We start from the raw sequence: 12,932 nt of genomic DNA on the forward strand, positions 1-12,932 counted from the left end.
TCATGTCCGGATATCGAGGCCGCTTCGCCCCGACACCTTCTGGCCCCTTGCATTTCGGCTCGCTGATCGCCGCCCTGGCGAGCTTTCTCGATGCCCGCCATGTCGGCGGGTCCTGGCTGGTACGCATCGAGGATATCGACCCACCCCGCTGCCCGCCGGGCGCCGATAGCGAAATCCTGCGCCAGCTCGAGGCCTTCGGTCTGCAGTGGGACGAGACGGTACGCTACCAGAGCGCTCGACACGCCACCTACCAGGCCGCCCTGGACCAATTGGTGTCGCAGGGTCTGGCCTACCCGTGCAGTTGCTCGCGCAAGCAGTGGCGCGAACATGCCGTCTATCCCGGTTGGTGCCGCAAAGCTGCCTGCGAGCCCGACAAGCCGATGGCCTGGCGTCTGCGCAGCGATCTCGGCCTGAGCCCGGTGGTCTGGCAGGATCGTCTGTTCGGTGAACAGACCTTCGACCCGGCTCAGCTCGGCGACGTGGTGCTCAAGCGCAAGGACGGTCTATGGGCCTACCAGTTGGCCGTGGTCGTCGACGATGCCGACCAGGGCATCAGCGATGTAGTGCGTGGCCACGACCTGCTCGACAACACGCCCTGGCAGCGCCAGTTGCAGGTTGCGCTCGGCCTGCCCGAGCCCCGCTATCTGCACCTCCCATTGATCGTGGCCGGCAACGGCCAGAAGCTCTCCAAGCAGAACCTGGCTCCGGCCCTGCCCACCGACGACGACGCGGCACGCCCGTTGCTTCATCACGCGCTGCTCGCCCTCGACCAGACGCCACCCGCCGAACTGGCCAGCGCCCCGGTCACCGACCAGCTCGCCGTCGCCATCGCCGATTGGGATGTCGCGCGTCTGCGACCTGACGTCTTCAGAGTTCCGCCCACAATCTAGACACAGGTCGAGTTGAGGCCAGGACGACCGCTCCATAGACTGAAGGCGAATCTTCTGCGACCTTGGCCATGAACCTCTATTGCACCATGCCGTTTCCCGCCGCCGGCGAGTCGCTGCTGTCGCCTGCCCCCGGTCAGGAAACCGGGCTCGGGCGACCTCTGGCCTATCGAATCGTTCATGAGCATCATGGCCATAGTCAGGATCGCACACTTGGTACCCGCATTACGTGTGGCTGCCCCGAACACAACAGGACGGCAAAGACTCCGATGCCCCGGATTTTGATCGTTGACGATGAAGCCATCATTCGCACGGCCCTGCGTCGGCTGTTGGAGCGCCACGACTACCAGATCAGCGAAGCCGGCTCGGTAGCCGAGGCGCTAGAGCACGACCCTCGACGTTTCGACCTGATCCTCAGCGACCTGCGGCTGCCCGACGAAGCAGGGACCGCTCTGATCGAAGCCGCCGCCCCCACGCCGGTAGTGATCATGACCAGCTATGCCAGCATGCGCTCCGCCGTAGATACCTTGAAGCTGGGTGCTGTCGACTATGTCGCCAAGCCTTTCGATCAGGGTGAATTGCTCGACACCGTGGCCAAGGCACTGGAGGCGCATACGACCAGCCGCACGCCGACATCGGAGCACGCCGACACCCCGCCGCAGGAAATGATCGGCCATTGCCCGGCCATGCAGGTGGTCTATACGCGCATTCGCAAGACGGCGCCAGCGGATGTCACCGTACTCATCCAGGGCGAATCCGGCACCGGCAAGGAACTCGTGGCTCGCGCCATTCATCGCCAGAGCCGGCGTGCCAAGGCTCCCCTGATCTGTGTCAATTGCGCGGCCATTCCGGAAACGCTGATCGAGTCCGAGCTGTTCGGCCACGAGAAGGGGGCCTTTACCGGGGCCAGCGCTGCGCGCACCGGGCTGGTGGAAGCAGCCGATGGCGGCACGCTGTTCCTGGACGAAATCGGCGAGCTGCCCCTCGACGCCCAGGCCCGATTGCTGCGTGTACTGCAGGAAGGCGAGATTCGCAAGGTCGGCTCGATCGAGACCCGCCATGTCGATGTCCGCCTGATCGCCGCCACACATCGTGACCTGAACCTGCTTTCCAAGAGCGGCGAGTTCCGTCTCGATCTGTATTATCGCCTCAATGTCATGCAGATCGACCTACCACCGCTGCGTGATCGTGAAGACGACATCCTCGAGCTGGCCGACGTGCTGCTCGGGAGTGCCTGCCGTCGCCATAGGCGCGAGGGATTGAAACTGTCGCGAGCCGCCCGGCGCGACATTCGCGACTATCCCTGGCCTGGCAACGTACGCGAACTCGAAAACGCCCTCGAGCGCGGTGTGATTCTGGCCGAGGGCAACCTCATTCACCCCGACGATCTGGGCCTCAAGCCGGCCACCGGCATGCATTATCCCCCGGCCAAGGCACCGACACCCAAGCCTGCGGCGAGCGATGATGAAGCAGATCTTTCCTTGGAGGATTATTTCCAGCATTTCGTGCTCGAGCATCAGGACCAAATGAGCGAGACCGAGCTCGCCCAGAAACTGGGCATCAGTCGCAAATGCCTGTGGGAACGCCGCCAACGCTTGGGTATCCCTCGCAAGAAGAGTCCTCGCAGCCGTTCCACCTGACGTCAGTTCCGGCCTTCACGCGACAAAGGTATAAGACAGCGAATCATTTAGCACTCTAACAGTTAGCATGAAACAACCTGCTCAACTGCACCATTTTGTTACCATCTCACACAGCGACTTCCCCAAATTGCACCACTCGGGGTAACACATGCCAGGGTAGTTACGAACCCCCACCAGGCCTGACAATATATCTTTATGATTTTAAAAGAATAAAATACAAATGGCATAGGGAGTGCACTATCCACTGTAAGAAAAACAACAACCAGATGCCCAAGGTCACGAACAACAACAAAACGTGGACCTGACAAACACCAGCAAAAACAATCACAAATGCTGGAATGAACAATCGCTTGCACCGACGTGACAACGACAAGCGTCGAAACGAGCGAGCCAACTCCAAAAAAAACAATAGGTTGGTCGACCGGTAACCTTATCGGGACGCGACGCTCCGTGAATGGAATCAACAATAACTACAGGTTCCATCAGAGGCGCACCTTCGGTCACAACGACAACAAGCCGAAGGGAGGCAGAACCCCTGCCGTCGTGGTTGGATTATTGTTTTGAATACGAGACGGTCGCACCAGGAAGATCAACAACGACAAGAAGATTGCTTGCCTGCACTATCGGATTGGTGACTGTGGTGCGTATTCAAGGCGATGCGCCATCACGAAGAAGAAACATCAGCACGGATGCTGAATGATTTGCTTAAAAGGGGAGGCTTACGAGCCTCCCCTTTCTACATGCTTCGCTGGCATATCAGCCACGGCTGACAAGACTTTGCAAGCCCCTGCGGCTCCGCTACACTGGGCCCTTCAGTCCATGGCGAGCCGATATCGCGGAATGCTCAAAGGATTTAGCCGCTTTTTTCACTATTCCGGTGAAGGTTTGAAGACCCTATTCGGTAACAATCAGGACAGCCGAGGCAATGTGCCGACGCTGAAAATCATCCCTCGACAAGATCATCCGATTTCGCGCCAAATGTTCAGTGATAGCGCGTTGAAGGTGCTCTATCGCCTGCACAATGCGGGTTTCGATGCCTATCTCGTCGGCGGCTGCCTGCGCGATGCCATTCTCGGCAAGACTCCCAAGGACTTCGACGTGGCGACCGATGCCACGCCCGAACAGATACGCGACCTGTTTCGCAACTCCCGAATCATCGGCCGCCGTTTTCGTATCGTACACGTCCGCTTCGGCCGCGAAATCATCGAAGTCACTACGTTTCGCGGTCGCCCCAATGACGATCACGGCGAACACTTGGCTCAGCAATCCGAGCAAGGCCTGCTGCTACGCGACAACGTATGGGGCAATATCGAAGAAGACGCTCTGCGCCGCGATTTCACCGTCAATGCGCTCTATTACAATATTGCCGACTTTTCGCTGCATGACTGGGCCGGCGCGCTAGACGACATCGAGAACCGTACGCTGCGACTGATCGGCGACCCCGAGACGCGTTACCGTGAGGATCCGGTACGTATGCTGCGTGCCATTCGCTTTGCTGCCAAGCTCGACTTTGCCTTTGCCCCGGCCACCGAAGCACCGATTCGCGAAATGGCACCGCTGTTGCTGCAGATTCCCCCGGCCCGCCTGTTCGAGGAGGTTCTCAAGCTGTTCCTCTCGGGCTATGCCGTCAAGACGTTCCATATGCTATGTGAGTATGGCTTGTTCGCCATGCTCTTTCCCGAGGCGGAAGAGGCCATGGACGAGTTGCCCTGGGCCAGGGAGCTGATCGTTCAGGCCCTGGCCAATACCGACTCTCGCATCCAGGAAGAGCGCCCGGTGACCCCCGCCTTCCTGTTTGCCGCCCTGCTCTGGCCGGGCGTCCAGCTACGCTATCAGCGACTACAGGCTGACGGCATGCCTCCGATTCCGGCCCAGCAGACCGCCTCGCATCAGGCCGTATCGCGCCAGCTTCAGCATACCTCCATCCCCAAGCGTTTCAGCCTGCCGATGCGCGACATCTGGGACCTTCAGCTCCGGCTACCCAAGCGGCGCGGCAAGCGGGCTTTCCAGACCCGCGAGCATCCTCGCTTTCGGGCGGCCTTCGACTTCCTCCTGTTGCGCGAGACCGCCGGCGAGATTCCCGCCGGGCTGGGCGCTTGGTGGGAGGCCTTCCAGCAGGCCGACGACCATGAACAGCGTCGTCTACTGGGCAAGATCGATAGCGACCCGGCCGGACAGCCCGACGTTCGCAAGCGCCGGCCGCGCCGACGGCGTCGCAAGAATTCTCCCGGTTACGATTGATGCATGTCGCCTATATTGGCTTGGGCAGTAACCTCGACGGTCCTGAGCGGCGGATCGAACAAGCGCTGACTGCGCTGGACGATTTCCCCCTGACCCACCTCGTCAAGGCATCGCCATGCTATGCCAGCGCTCCCGTCGGTCCGCAGGATCAGCCCGACTTCGTCAACGCCGTGGCCTGCATATCGACCTGCCTGTCGCCGCTGGCGCTACTCGACCAGCTTCAGGCCCTGGAGCAGGCCCATCGACGTCGCCGGTTGCGTCACTGGGGACCAAGAACACTGGATCTCGACCTGTTGACGTTCGACGACCTGTGCCTCGACCTGCCACGCTTGAAGGTGCCCCATCCGCATATGCGCGAACGCGCCTTCGTGCTGGTGCCTCTGGCGGATATTGCTCCCGACCTGATCGTCGCCGGGACGCCATTGCCGCACCTGCTGGCCCGCGTCACGGATGGCCGCTTGCGGCGTCTGTCACCCCAAAGGTAGAGTTGTGCGGCTTTTGTTACCGATCCACACTGTCGCCAGTGCACAGTAACAACAACGGTAACGCCAGCTACTCAGCATCCACGATCACAGTGAGCAACGCCAGCCACAGGAGACGAGACCTGAAGCCATGAAAACCGTCACTCTGAGCACGCTGCAGGCAGCCAAGCGCGCCGGCGAGCCGTTCAGTTGCCTGACCGCCTATGATGCCTCGTTCGCCCATGCCGCCAGCCAGGCCGGCATCGACGTGCTATTGGTCGGTGACTCCCTGGGCATGGTGCTGCAGGGTCATGCCAGCACCCTACCCGTCACTATCGACGATATCTGCTATCACACCCGCTGCGTGTCCCGCGGCAAGGGACGCAGCCTGCTGATGGCCGACCTGCCGTTCATGAGCAATGCCAGCCTGGAACAGCTCATGCAACATGCAGGCGCTCTGATGCGTGCCGGTGCCGAGATGGTCAAGATCGAGGGCGAGGCTTGGTTGGCGGATGGCATCCGCGAGCTGACCCGGCGCGGCGTTCCCGTCTGCGCGCACATGGGCCTGACTCCCCAGACGGTCCATCAGATGGGTGGCTACAAGGTTCAGGGCCGGGATGCAGCGCATGCCGAGCGGATCATCGACGATGCCCGTCAGCTGGTTGCCGCTGGCGCATCGATCATTCTGCTGGAGTGCGTCCCCGCCAGCCTGGGCCGGGCGATGCGCGATGCCATTGACGTTCCTGTCATCGGGATCGGCGCCGGCCCCGAGGTCGATGGTCAAATTCTGGTAATGCACGATGTACTCGGCGTCAGCCTGGGGCGGATTCCGCGCTTCTCGCGGAACTTCCTGACCGACTCCGGATCGATCGAAGACGCGTTCCGCACTTACCACGAGGCCGTCAAGACCCGTAGCTTTCCTACCGAGGAGCACAGTTTCTGATGTCTCTGCTCACTCTCAGCGATATCCCTTCACTGCGCCGTGCAGTGCAAGATGCTCGTCGCCAGGGCAAGCGCATCGGCTTGGTGCCCACCATGGGCAACCTACACCAAGGGCACTTGGCCCTGGTCGAAGCCGCTCGGGCTCGCGCCGACGTGGTGATTGCCACGATCTTCGTCAATCCGTTGCAGTTCGGGCGCAACGAGGATCTCGACAGCTACCCGCGCACCCTGGCCGAAGATCAGGCCGCGCTCGAGGCAGCCGGCTGCGACATGGTGTTCACGCCGACCAGCCAGATGCTCTATCCCAACGGCCTGGACGATCAGGCCATCATTCGCGTACCCCGGGTCTCCGAGGGCCTGTGTGGCGCGCGCCGCCCCGGCCATTTCGAAGGCGTGGCCACGATCGTCGCCATGCTCTTCAACCTGGTACAGCCGGACGTCGCCTGTTTCGGCGAGAAGGATTATCAGCAGCTTACCGTCATCCGCAAGCTGGTCGCCGACCTGCACCTGCCGATCGAGATCGTCGGCGTGCCGACCGTGCGCGCCGACGACGGATTGGCCCTGTCGTCGCGCAACGGCTATCTCAGCGACGCCCAGCGCGCCCAGGCACCGCGCCTTTACCAGGTATTGTGCCAAGCGCGCGATGCCTTGGAGGCTGGCCAGTCGCCCGATGATGTCCTGCGTGAATCACTCGCTCAGCTCGCCCATGGCAGTCTCAAGCCCGATTATCTGGAACTGCGCCGCGCCGACGATCTTGGCCCGGTGAACGATACGACCCGCGATGCCGTGTTGCTGGGTGCCGTGCACCTGGGCACTGCCCGCCTGATCGACAATCTCAAGGTTTCCCTGCCGCGCTAGGGTTCGTGCGTGGCGTATAGGGCGTTACACAGCGAAGAGGACAGCGATGTATACCGTCATGCTCAAGGCCAAGCTGCACATGGCCCGCGTTACCCATGCCGTGCTCAATTATGAAGGTTCCTGCGCCATCGATGGGGAACTGCTCGATATGGCCGGCATCCGTGAAAACGAACAGATCCAGATCTATAACGTCGAAAACGGCCAGCGCTTCACGACCTATGCGATCCGTGGCGAAGAAGGCTCACGGATCATTTCGATCAATGGCGCCGCCGCCCACCTGGCGAGTGTCCATGATCGCATCATCATCTGCAGCTACGCCCACTACAGCGAAAGCGAGCTGGATGACCACAAACCGACTCTCGTTTATCTGCAAGAAGGCAATCACGTCAGCCACACCAGCCGCGCCATTCCCGTCCAGGTCGCCTGATCCCAAACGGCTCCCCACCCCGGCCGCCATGGATGGTGGTCAGACCCGAGCGTCTTCTCCACCCGACGCAACCCCGACCAATATACGCATCGAGATGCCACTTTTTAGCGATTGTCGCGATGCACAACCACTCCTATGCTGAGGATGTAGTCGTCTGCCCTCGTTTCAAGGAGTTTCGCATGCAAGACGTGGTCATCGTCGCGGCTCGCCGCACCGCCATCGGTACCTTTGGCGGCTCACTCGCCACGCTCCCTGCCACCGAGTTGGGCGCCAAGGTGATCAAGGATATTCTCGCTAGCACCGGCGTGTCGCCTGACCAGGTCGACGAGGTGCTGCTCGGACAGGTGCTCACTGCCGGGGTCGGCCAGAATCCGGCACGCCAAGCCACTATCCTGGCCGGACTGCCCGATGCCGTTCCCGCCATGACCATCAACAAAGTCTGCGGATCGGGACTCAAGGCACTGCATCTGGCCACCCAGGCCATTCGTCTTGGCGATGCCGATCTGATACTTGCCGGTGGCCAGGAGAACATGTCGCTATCGCCACATGTGCTGCCCAATTCACGCACCGGTCAGCGCATGGGCGACTGGAAGGCCATCGACACCATGGTCCATGACGGCCTGTGGGATGCCTTCAACCAGTACCACATGGGCATTACGGCCGAAAATCTGGCCGAGAAGTACGGCATCACCCGCGAGCAGATGGACGAATTCGCCGCCGCCTCCCAGCAGAAGGCTAGCGACGCCATCGACAGCGGCCGCTTCAAGAGCCAGATCGTGCCTGTCGAGATTCCCCAACGCAAAGGCGATCCGCTCGTCTTCGATACCGACGAAGGTCCACGCAAGGGCACGACGGCCGACAAACTGGCAGGCATGAAACCCGCCTTCAAGAAGGACGGCACGATCACCGCCGGCAATGCCTCCTCGATCAACGACGGGGCGGCGGTGGCCATGCTCTGCTCCGAAGCCAAGGCTCGCGAGCTCGGCCTGGAGCCGCTGGCCCGCATCAAGGCGTACGCCAATGCTGGCGTCGATCCGGCGATCATGGGCATCGGCCCAGCCCCAGCGACGCGGCGCTGCCTGGAAAAGGCCGGCTGGACCATCGACGAGTTGGACCTGATCGAGGCCAACGAGGCATTTGCCGCCCAGGCCTTGTCGGTCAACAAGGAACTCGGCTGGGATGCCGGCAAGATCAACGTCAATGGCGGTGCGATTGCACTGGGTCATCCCATCGGCGCATCGGGCTGCCGTGTCCTGGTCACGTTGTTGCATGAAATGATTGCCCGCGATGCCAAGAAGGGCCTGGCCACGCTGTGTATCGGCGGAGGGCAGGGGGTCGCCCTGGCCATCGAAAGATAAAGCACGCTGGTTATCCATGAAAAACGCCCCTGCAGGCCTAAACCTGCAGGGGCGTTGTCTTGCTGCCTATCTGTCAGCGTGTCGCTGTGGCTGACTTACTCGGCTCTTACTCGGCCAAGGTGGCTTCGAAGGCAGCCTTTTCCTCGGCGGTGATTTCCTTGATCGACAGCTTCACGCGGTTGCGATTGTCGATGTCGAGGACCTTGACGGTAACTTCGTCGCCTTCGTTGAGGAAGTCACGTACGTCGTTGACGCGCTCCGGCACGATCTGAGAGATGTGTACCAGACCGTCGGTCCCGGGCATGAAGTTGACGAACGCGCCGAAGTCGGCGATTCGCACCACCTTGCCGCGATACAGCTTACCGATCTCGGCTTCGGCGGTAATGCCGAGGACCGTATCGATGGCACGCTTGGCGGCAGCCTTGTCGTCGGCGTAGATGCGCACGGTGCCATCGTCGTCGAGGTCGATGGACGCGCCGGTGTCCTCGCAGATCTTGCGGATCGTCGCGCCACCCTTACCGATGACGTCACGAATCTTGTCCGGATCGATCTTGATGGTCGCCATGGACGGCGCGTTGACGGAAACTTCTTCGCGACTCTGGGCGATTACCTGGTTCATCTCGCCGAGGATATGCAAGCGAGCGTCATGGGCCTGCTGCAGAGCAGTTTCCATGATCTCCTCGTTGATCCCCTCGATCTTGATGTCCATCTGCAGCGCGGTGACACCTTCGGCAGAACCGGCGACCTTGAAGTCCATATCGCCGAGATGATCTTCGTCGCCGAGGATATCGGTCAGTACGGCGAAGCCTTCGTCGTCCTTGACCAGCCCCATGGCGATCCCCGCCACCGGCGCCTTGAGCGGTACGCCGGCATCCATCAGGGCCAGCGAGGAGCCGCATACCGAGGCCATGGAGCTCGAGCCATTCGACTCGGTGATTTCGGACACCACGCGAATGGTGTAAGGGAAGGCTTCCTCGCTGGGCAGCATGGCCTGGACCCCACGGCGCGCCAGGCGGCCATGACCGATTTCACGACGCTTGGGGCTGCCCATGAAACCGGCCTCGCCCACGCTGTACGGAGGGAAGTTGTAGTGCAGCAGGAAGCGATCCTTGCGCTCACCTTCCAGCGACTCGATCAGTTGGGCATCGCGCAAGGTACCCAGTGTGGCGATGACCATCGCCTGGGTTTCACCGCGCGTGAACAGTGCGGAACCGTGGGTGCGCGGCAGCAGACCGACTTCGATGTCGAGCGGACGCACGGTCTTGTTGTCGCGTCCGTCGATACGCGGCTCGCCCGCAATGACGCGACCACGCACCACCCGCTTCTCGAGGCTGGCGAAGGCGGCGTTGACTTCCTCGGGAGTGAATTTGCTCTCTTCACCGCTAGCGAGCAGCTCGATCGCTTCGGCCTTGAGTGCAGCCAGTGCATCCTGGCGTGCCATCTTGTCGATGATGCGGTAGGCATCGCCGACCTTGGCTTCGAAAGCCTCGGTCACGGCACCCTTGAGCACGGTGTTCTCGGGCTCCGGCTGCCAGTCCCACTTGGGCTTGCCGGCCTCGGCGACGAATTCGTTGATGGCCTGGATGGCGACCTGCATTTCCTGATGGCCATAAAGCACGGCACCCAGCATTTCGTCCTCGAGCAGTTCCTTGGCTTCGGACTCGACCATCAGCACGGCCTTCTCGGTGCCGGCCACGACCATGTCGAGTTCGGAAGCTTGCAGCTCATCGACGCTCGGGTTGAGGAAATAGCCACGATCTTCGCTAAACGCCACGCGTGCGGCACCGATCGGGCCGCTGAATGGCACACCGGAGATCGCCAGCGCTGCCGAGGTGCCAAGCATCGCGGCAATGTCCGGATCCTGGCTACGGTCGGCGGACAGCACGGTACACACGACCTGGACTTCATTCATGAAGCCCTTGGGGAATAGCGGACGGATCGGACGGTCGATCAGGCGCGAAGTCAGCGTTTCCTTCTCGGTCGGACGCCCTTCGCGCTTGAAGAAGCCACCGGGAATCTTGCCCACCGAGTACGTTCTTTCCTGGTAGTGCACCGACAGCGGGAAAAAGTCCTGGCCCGGCTTCATCTCTTTCTTGGCCACGACGGTACACAGCACCACGGCTCCACCCATGGTGACTTGCACGGCGCCGGTGGCCTGACGGGCGACACGCCCGGTTTCGAGGGTGACGGTACTCTGACCGTACTGGAATGTTTTCTTGACCGGATTCACAGTGACTTCCTTCAACTTGTCTGTTTCATGTTTGGGCCTTTTGACTCGGCGACCATTTTAGGAGTTCACGGGGTCAAGAGCTACCAGCGGCCCATAAAAGAACAAGCAACCCCGAAGGGTTGCTTGTTCGAAAGGTCTTGCGACGTTGCGGTCTTAGCGACGCAGGCCCAGGCGCTGGATCAGCGACTGGTAGCGCTCGAGATCCTTGCGCTTGAGGTAGTCGAGCAGCTTGCGACGCTGGTTGACCATACGGATCAGACCACGACGGGAGTGGTGATCCTGCTTGTTGGTCTTGAAGTGATCCTGCAGGCCATCGATGTTGGCGCTCAGCAGGGCGACCTGAACTTCGGGGGAACCGGTGTCGTTATCGCCACGACCGTATTCCTGGACGATTTCAGCCTTTTTCTCAGCAGTCAGTGCCATCTGTCTCTCCAGTAAGCAATATGCCTAAACGATGAATGTCGGAGACCACGCATATTTGCAGTCTCCATGGTGTGGCCACCGTAGTTTGGCGGCCGTGATCGCCTACCCTGCGGTGGCGACCAGACGACGCGGTGCAATTTCACCCATCGCCGTGACGGTGACCAGGCCCAGAAACGCCTGGTCACGGTACAATCTCACCAAGTCGTCCTGAGCCAGTCCGACGGTGTCTATCCTGGCGCGCTGGCCCTGCAACAGCCGGCTCGCTGCAGTGTCGTCGACCTCGATCTTCGGCAAGTGCGATACCAGCACGTCCATGGGTAGCAGCAAGGCTTCCCGGGACGCCTGATCTTCCCGCTCCTCGATCCGTTCCAGGGTTAACATATCAGCGTTCGCGACAGTGCCCCCACTCTCTTCGGCAGAGGCGCCGAAGGGACCGGTCCTTAGTCTTCGCAGTGCGGTAATATGAGCGCCACAGCCCAGCTCACGCCCGATGTCCTCGGCCAAGGTCCGGATGTAGGTGCCCTTGCTGCAAGCCACCTCGAGATCGAATCCCTCGGTGTCGCGGGCAAGAAGGCGCGTATCATAAACCGTCACACGCCGTGGTGCACGCTCAATCGACTTGCCCTGCCGGGCCAGTTCGTAGAGCGGACGCCCCTGATGCTTGAGCGCCGAGTACATCGGCGGGACCTGCTCGATAGAGCCACGAAAACGTGCCAGCACATTTTCGACGTCCGTCTCGCTGAAGGGCCTGACCGGACGACGCTCGATGACGGTGCCCTCGGCATCGCCGGTGTCAGTGGTCTCACCCAGGCGAAGCCGGGTTCGATAGACCTTGTCCGACTCCAGCAGATGCGAGGAAAACTTGGTCGCCTCGCCAAAGCACACTGGCAGCAAACCGGTGGCCATGGGATCCAGCGTGCCGGTATGCCCCGCCTTTTGCGCCTGGAACAGGCGGCGTACGCGCTGCAGAGCGAAGTTGCTCGACATGCCCTGGGGCTTGTCGAGCAGTAGCACTCCGTTGACCGACAGGCCGCGGCGACGTCGCGCCATCAGCGCTCGTCCTCGGAGCTCGGATCTTCGCTACCATTGCGAGCACGATCGGACTCGACCGCCTGATCGATCAGCGACGACAGCTGGTGTCCACGCGCCACGCTTGCGTCGTAATGAAAGCGTAACTCCGGCACATGGCGCAGCTTGATGCGCTGAGCGATCTGACTGCGCAGGAAACCGGCGGCGCGCTTGAGCACCGTCAGGTTCTCCTTGATGCGCTCGGCATCGTTGTCGCCCAGCAAGGTGACGTAGACGTCGGCATAGCCCAGATCGCGACTGACATCGACGCCGCTCACGGTGACCATGCCCAGGCGCGGATCCTTGATTTCACGCTGGATGAGTACCGCCAGCTCCTGTTGGAGCTGGTCGGCCACCCGATCGGTACGCTTGAACTCGCGCATCAGCTTGCTCTCCT

The 12,932-nt window shown here is 61.3% G+C and carries 12 protein-coding genes; 8 read left to right on the top strand and 4 right to left on the bottom strand.

Annotation, left to right across the window (positions count from 1 at the left end; genetic code table 11):
• The first annotated feature begins 2 nt into the window (after positions 1-2).
• The 8 genes from gluQRS to MHM84_RS06515 all read left to right on the top strand — a co-directional run bounded on the left by gluQRS (position 3) and on the right by MHM84_RS06515 (position 8,814).
• Positions 3-890, top strand: coding sequence for a tRNA glutamyl-Q(34) synthetase GluQRS (gluQRS, locus tag MHM84_RS06480; protein ID WP_239263938.1), 888 nt, complete (start codon positions 3-5; stop codon positions 888-890).
• 266 nt (positions 891-1,156) lie between these two features.
• The gene (locus MHM84_RS06485; RefSeq protein WP_239265261.1) at positions 1,157-2,527 is read left to right on the top strand and encodes a sigma-54 dependent transcriptional regulator; all 1,371 of its coding nucleotides are present in this window, start codon (positions 1,157-1,159) and stop codon (positions 2,525-2,527) included.
• Positions 2,528-3,367: 840 nt separating this feature from the next.
• Positions 3,368-4,768: a polynucleotide adenylyltransferase PcnB gene (gene pcnB / locus MHM84_RS06490; protein WP_239263941.1), complete on the top strand. Its 1,401-nt coding sequence runs from the start codon at positions 3,368-3,370 to the stop codon at positions 4,766-4,768.
• Entirely contained in the window at positions 4,768-5,253 is a 486-nt protein-coding gene (gene folK, locus MHM84_RS06495; RefSeq protein ID WP_239263943.1) for a 2-amino-4-hydroxy-6-hydroxymethyldihydropteridine diphosphokinase, read from the top strand. The genes pcnB and folK overlap by 1 nt, the downstream gene beginning before the upstream one ends.
• Before the next feature lie 127 nt (positions 5,254-5,380).
• Positions 5,381-6,172, top strand: a complete 792-nt coding sequence (gene panB / locus MHM84_RS06500; RefSeq protein WP_239263945.1) for a 3-methyl-2-oxobutanoate hydroxymethyltransferase — start codon at positions 5,381-5,383, stop codon at positions 6,170-6,172.
• Positions 6,173-6,177: 5 nt separating this feature from the next.
• Positions 6,178-7,029: a pantoate--beta-alanine ligase gene (panC, locus tag MHM84_RS06505; RefSeq protein WP_239265264.1), complete on the top strand. Its 852-nt coding sequence runs from the start codon at positions 6,178-6,180 to the stop codon at positions 7,027-7,029.
• 46 nt (positions 7,030-7,075) lie between these two features.
• Positions 7,076-7,456 carry an aspartate 1-decarboxylase gene (panD, locus tag MHM84_RS06510; protein ID WP_239263947.1) on the top strand — a complete coding sequence of 127 codons (381 nt, stop codon included), beginning with the start codon at positions 7,076-7,078 and terminating at the stop codon, positions 7,454-7,456.
• A gap of 179 nt (positions 7,457-7,635) precedes the next feature.
• Positions 7,636-8,814, top strand: coding sequence for an acetyl-CoA C-acetyltransferase (locus MHM84_RS06515; protein ID WP_239263949.1), 1,179 nt, complete (start codon positions 7,636-7,638; stop codon positions 8,812-8,814).
• 106 nt (positions 8,815-8,920) lie between these two features.
• Here the strand turns inward: MHM84_RS06515 and pnp are convergent, their stop codons facing one another.
• The 4 genes from pnp to rbfA all read right to left on the bottom strand — a co-directional run bounded on the left by pnp (position 8,921) and on the right by rbfA (position 12,918).
• A complete protein-coding gene (pnp, locus tag MHM84_RS06520; protein WP_239263951.1) occupies positions 8,921-11,044 on the bottom strand; it encodes a polyribonucleotide nucleotidyltransferase in 2,124 nt (707 codons plus the stop codon).
• A 153-nt stretch (positions 11,045-11,197) separates the two neighbouring features.
• A complete protein-coding gene (rpsO, locus tag MHM84_RS06525; protein ID WP_019019075.1) occupies positions 11,198-11,467 on the bottom strand; it encodes a 30S ribosomal protein S15 in 270 nt (89 codons plus the stop codon).
• Positions 11,468-11,569: 102 nt separating this feature from the next.
• Positions 11,570-12,517 carry a tRNA pseudouridine(55) synthase TruB gene (truB, locus tag MHM84_RS06530; RefSeq protein ID WP_239263953.1) on the bottom strand — a complete coding sequence of 316 codons (948 nt, stop codon included), beginning with the start codon at positions 12,515-12,517 and terminating at the stop codon, positions 11,570-11,572.
• On the bottom strand, positions 12,517-12,918 hold the full coding sequence (gene rbfA / locus MHM84_RS06535; RefSeq protein WP_239263955.1) for a 30S ribosome-binding factor RbfA: 402 nt from the start codon (positions 12,916-12,918) through the stop codon (positions 12,517-12,519). Before rbfA ends, truB begins: the two co-directional genes overlap by 1 nt.
• Positions 12,919-12,932: the final 14 nt, after the last annotated feature.

It is taken from the genome of Halomonas sp. McH1-25 (genome assembly GCF_022348165.1).
GTDB lineage: Bacteria > Pseudomonadota > Gammaproteobacteria > Pseudomonadales > Halomonadaceae > Modicisalibacter.

Coding starts and splice junctions, on each gene's coding strand:
- gluQRS (WP_239263938.1), top strand. CDS start 3: ATGTCCGGATATCGAGGCCGCTTCGCCCCGACACCTTCTGGCCCCTTG.
- MHM84_RS06485 (WP_239265261.1), top strand. CDS start 1,157: ATGCCCCGGATTTTGATCGTTGACGATGAAGCCATCATTCGCACGGCC.
- pcnB (WP_239263941.1), top strand. CDS start 3,368: ATGCTCAAAGGATTTAGCCGCTTTTTTCACTATTCCGGTGAAGGTTTG.
- folK (WP_239263943.1), top strand. CDS start 4,768: ATGCATGTCGCCTATATTGGCTTGGGCAGTAACCTCGACGGTCCTGAG.
- panB (WP_239263945.1), top strand. CDS start 5,381: ATGAAAACCGTCACTCTGAGCACGCTGCAGGCAGCCAAGCGCGCCGGC.
- panD (WP_239263947.1), top strand. CDS start 7,076: ATGTATACCGTCATGCTCAAGGCCAAGCTGCACATGGCCCGCGTTACC.
- MHM84_RS06515 (WP_239263949.1), top strand. CDS start 7,636: ATGCAAGACGTGGTCATCGTCGCGGCTCGCCGCACCGCCATCGGTACC.
- rpsO (WP_019019075.1), bottom strand. CDS start 11,467: ATGGCACTGACTGCTGAGAAAAAGGCTGAAATCGTCCAGGAATACGGT.
- truB (WP_239263953.1), bottom strand. CDS start 12,517: ATGGCGCGACGTCGCCGCGGCCTGTCGGTCAACGGAGTGCTACTGCTC.
- rbfA (WP_239263955.1), bottom strand. CDS start 12,918: ATGCGCGAGTTCAAGCGTACCGATCGGGTGGCCGACCAGCTCCAACAG.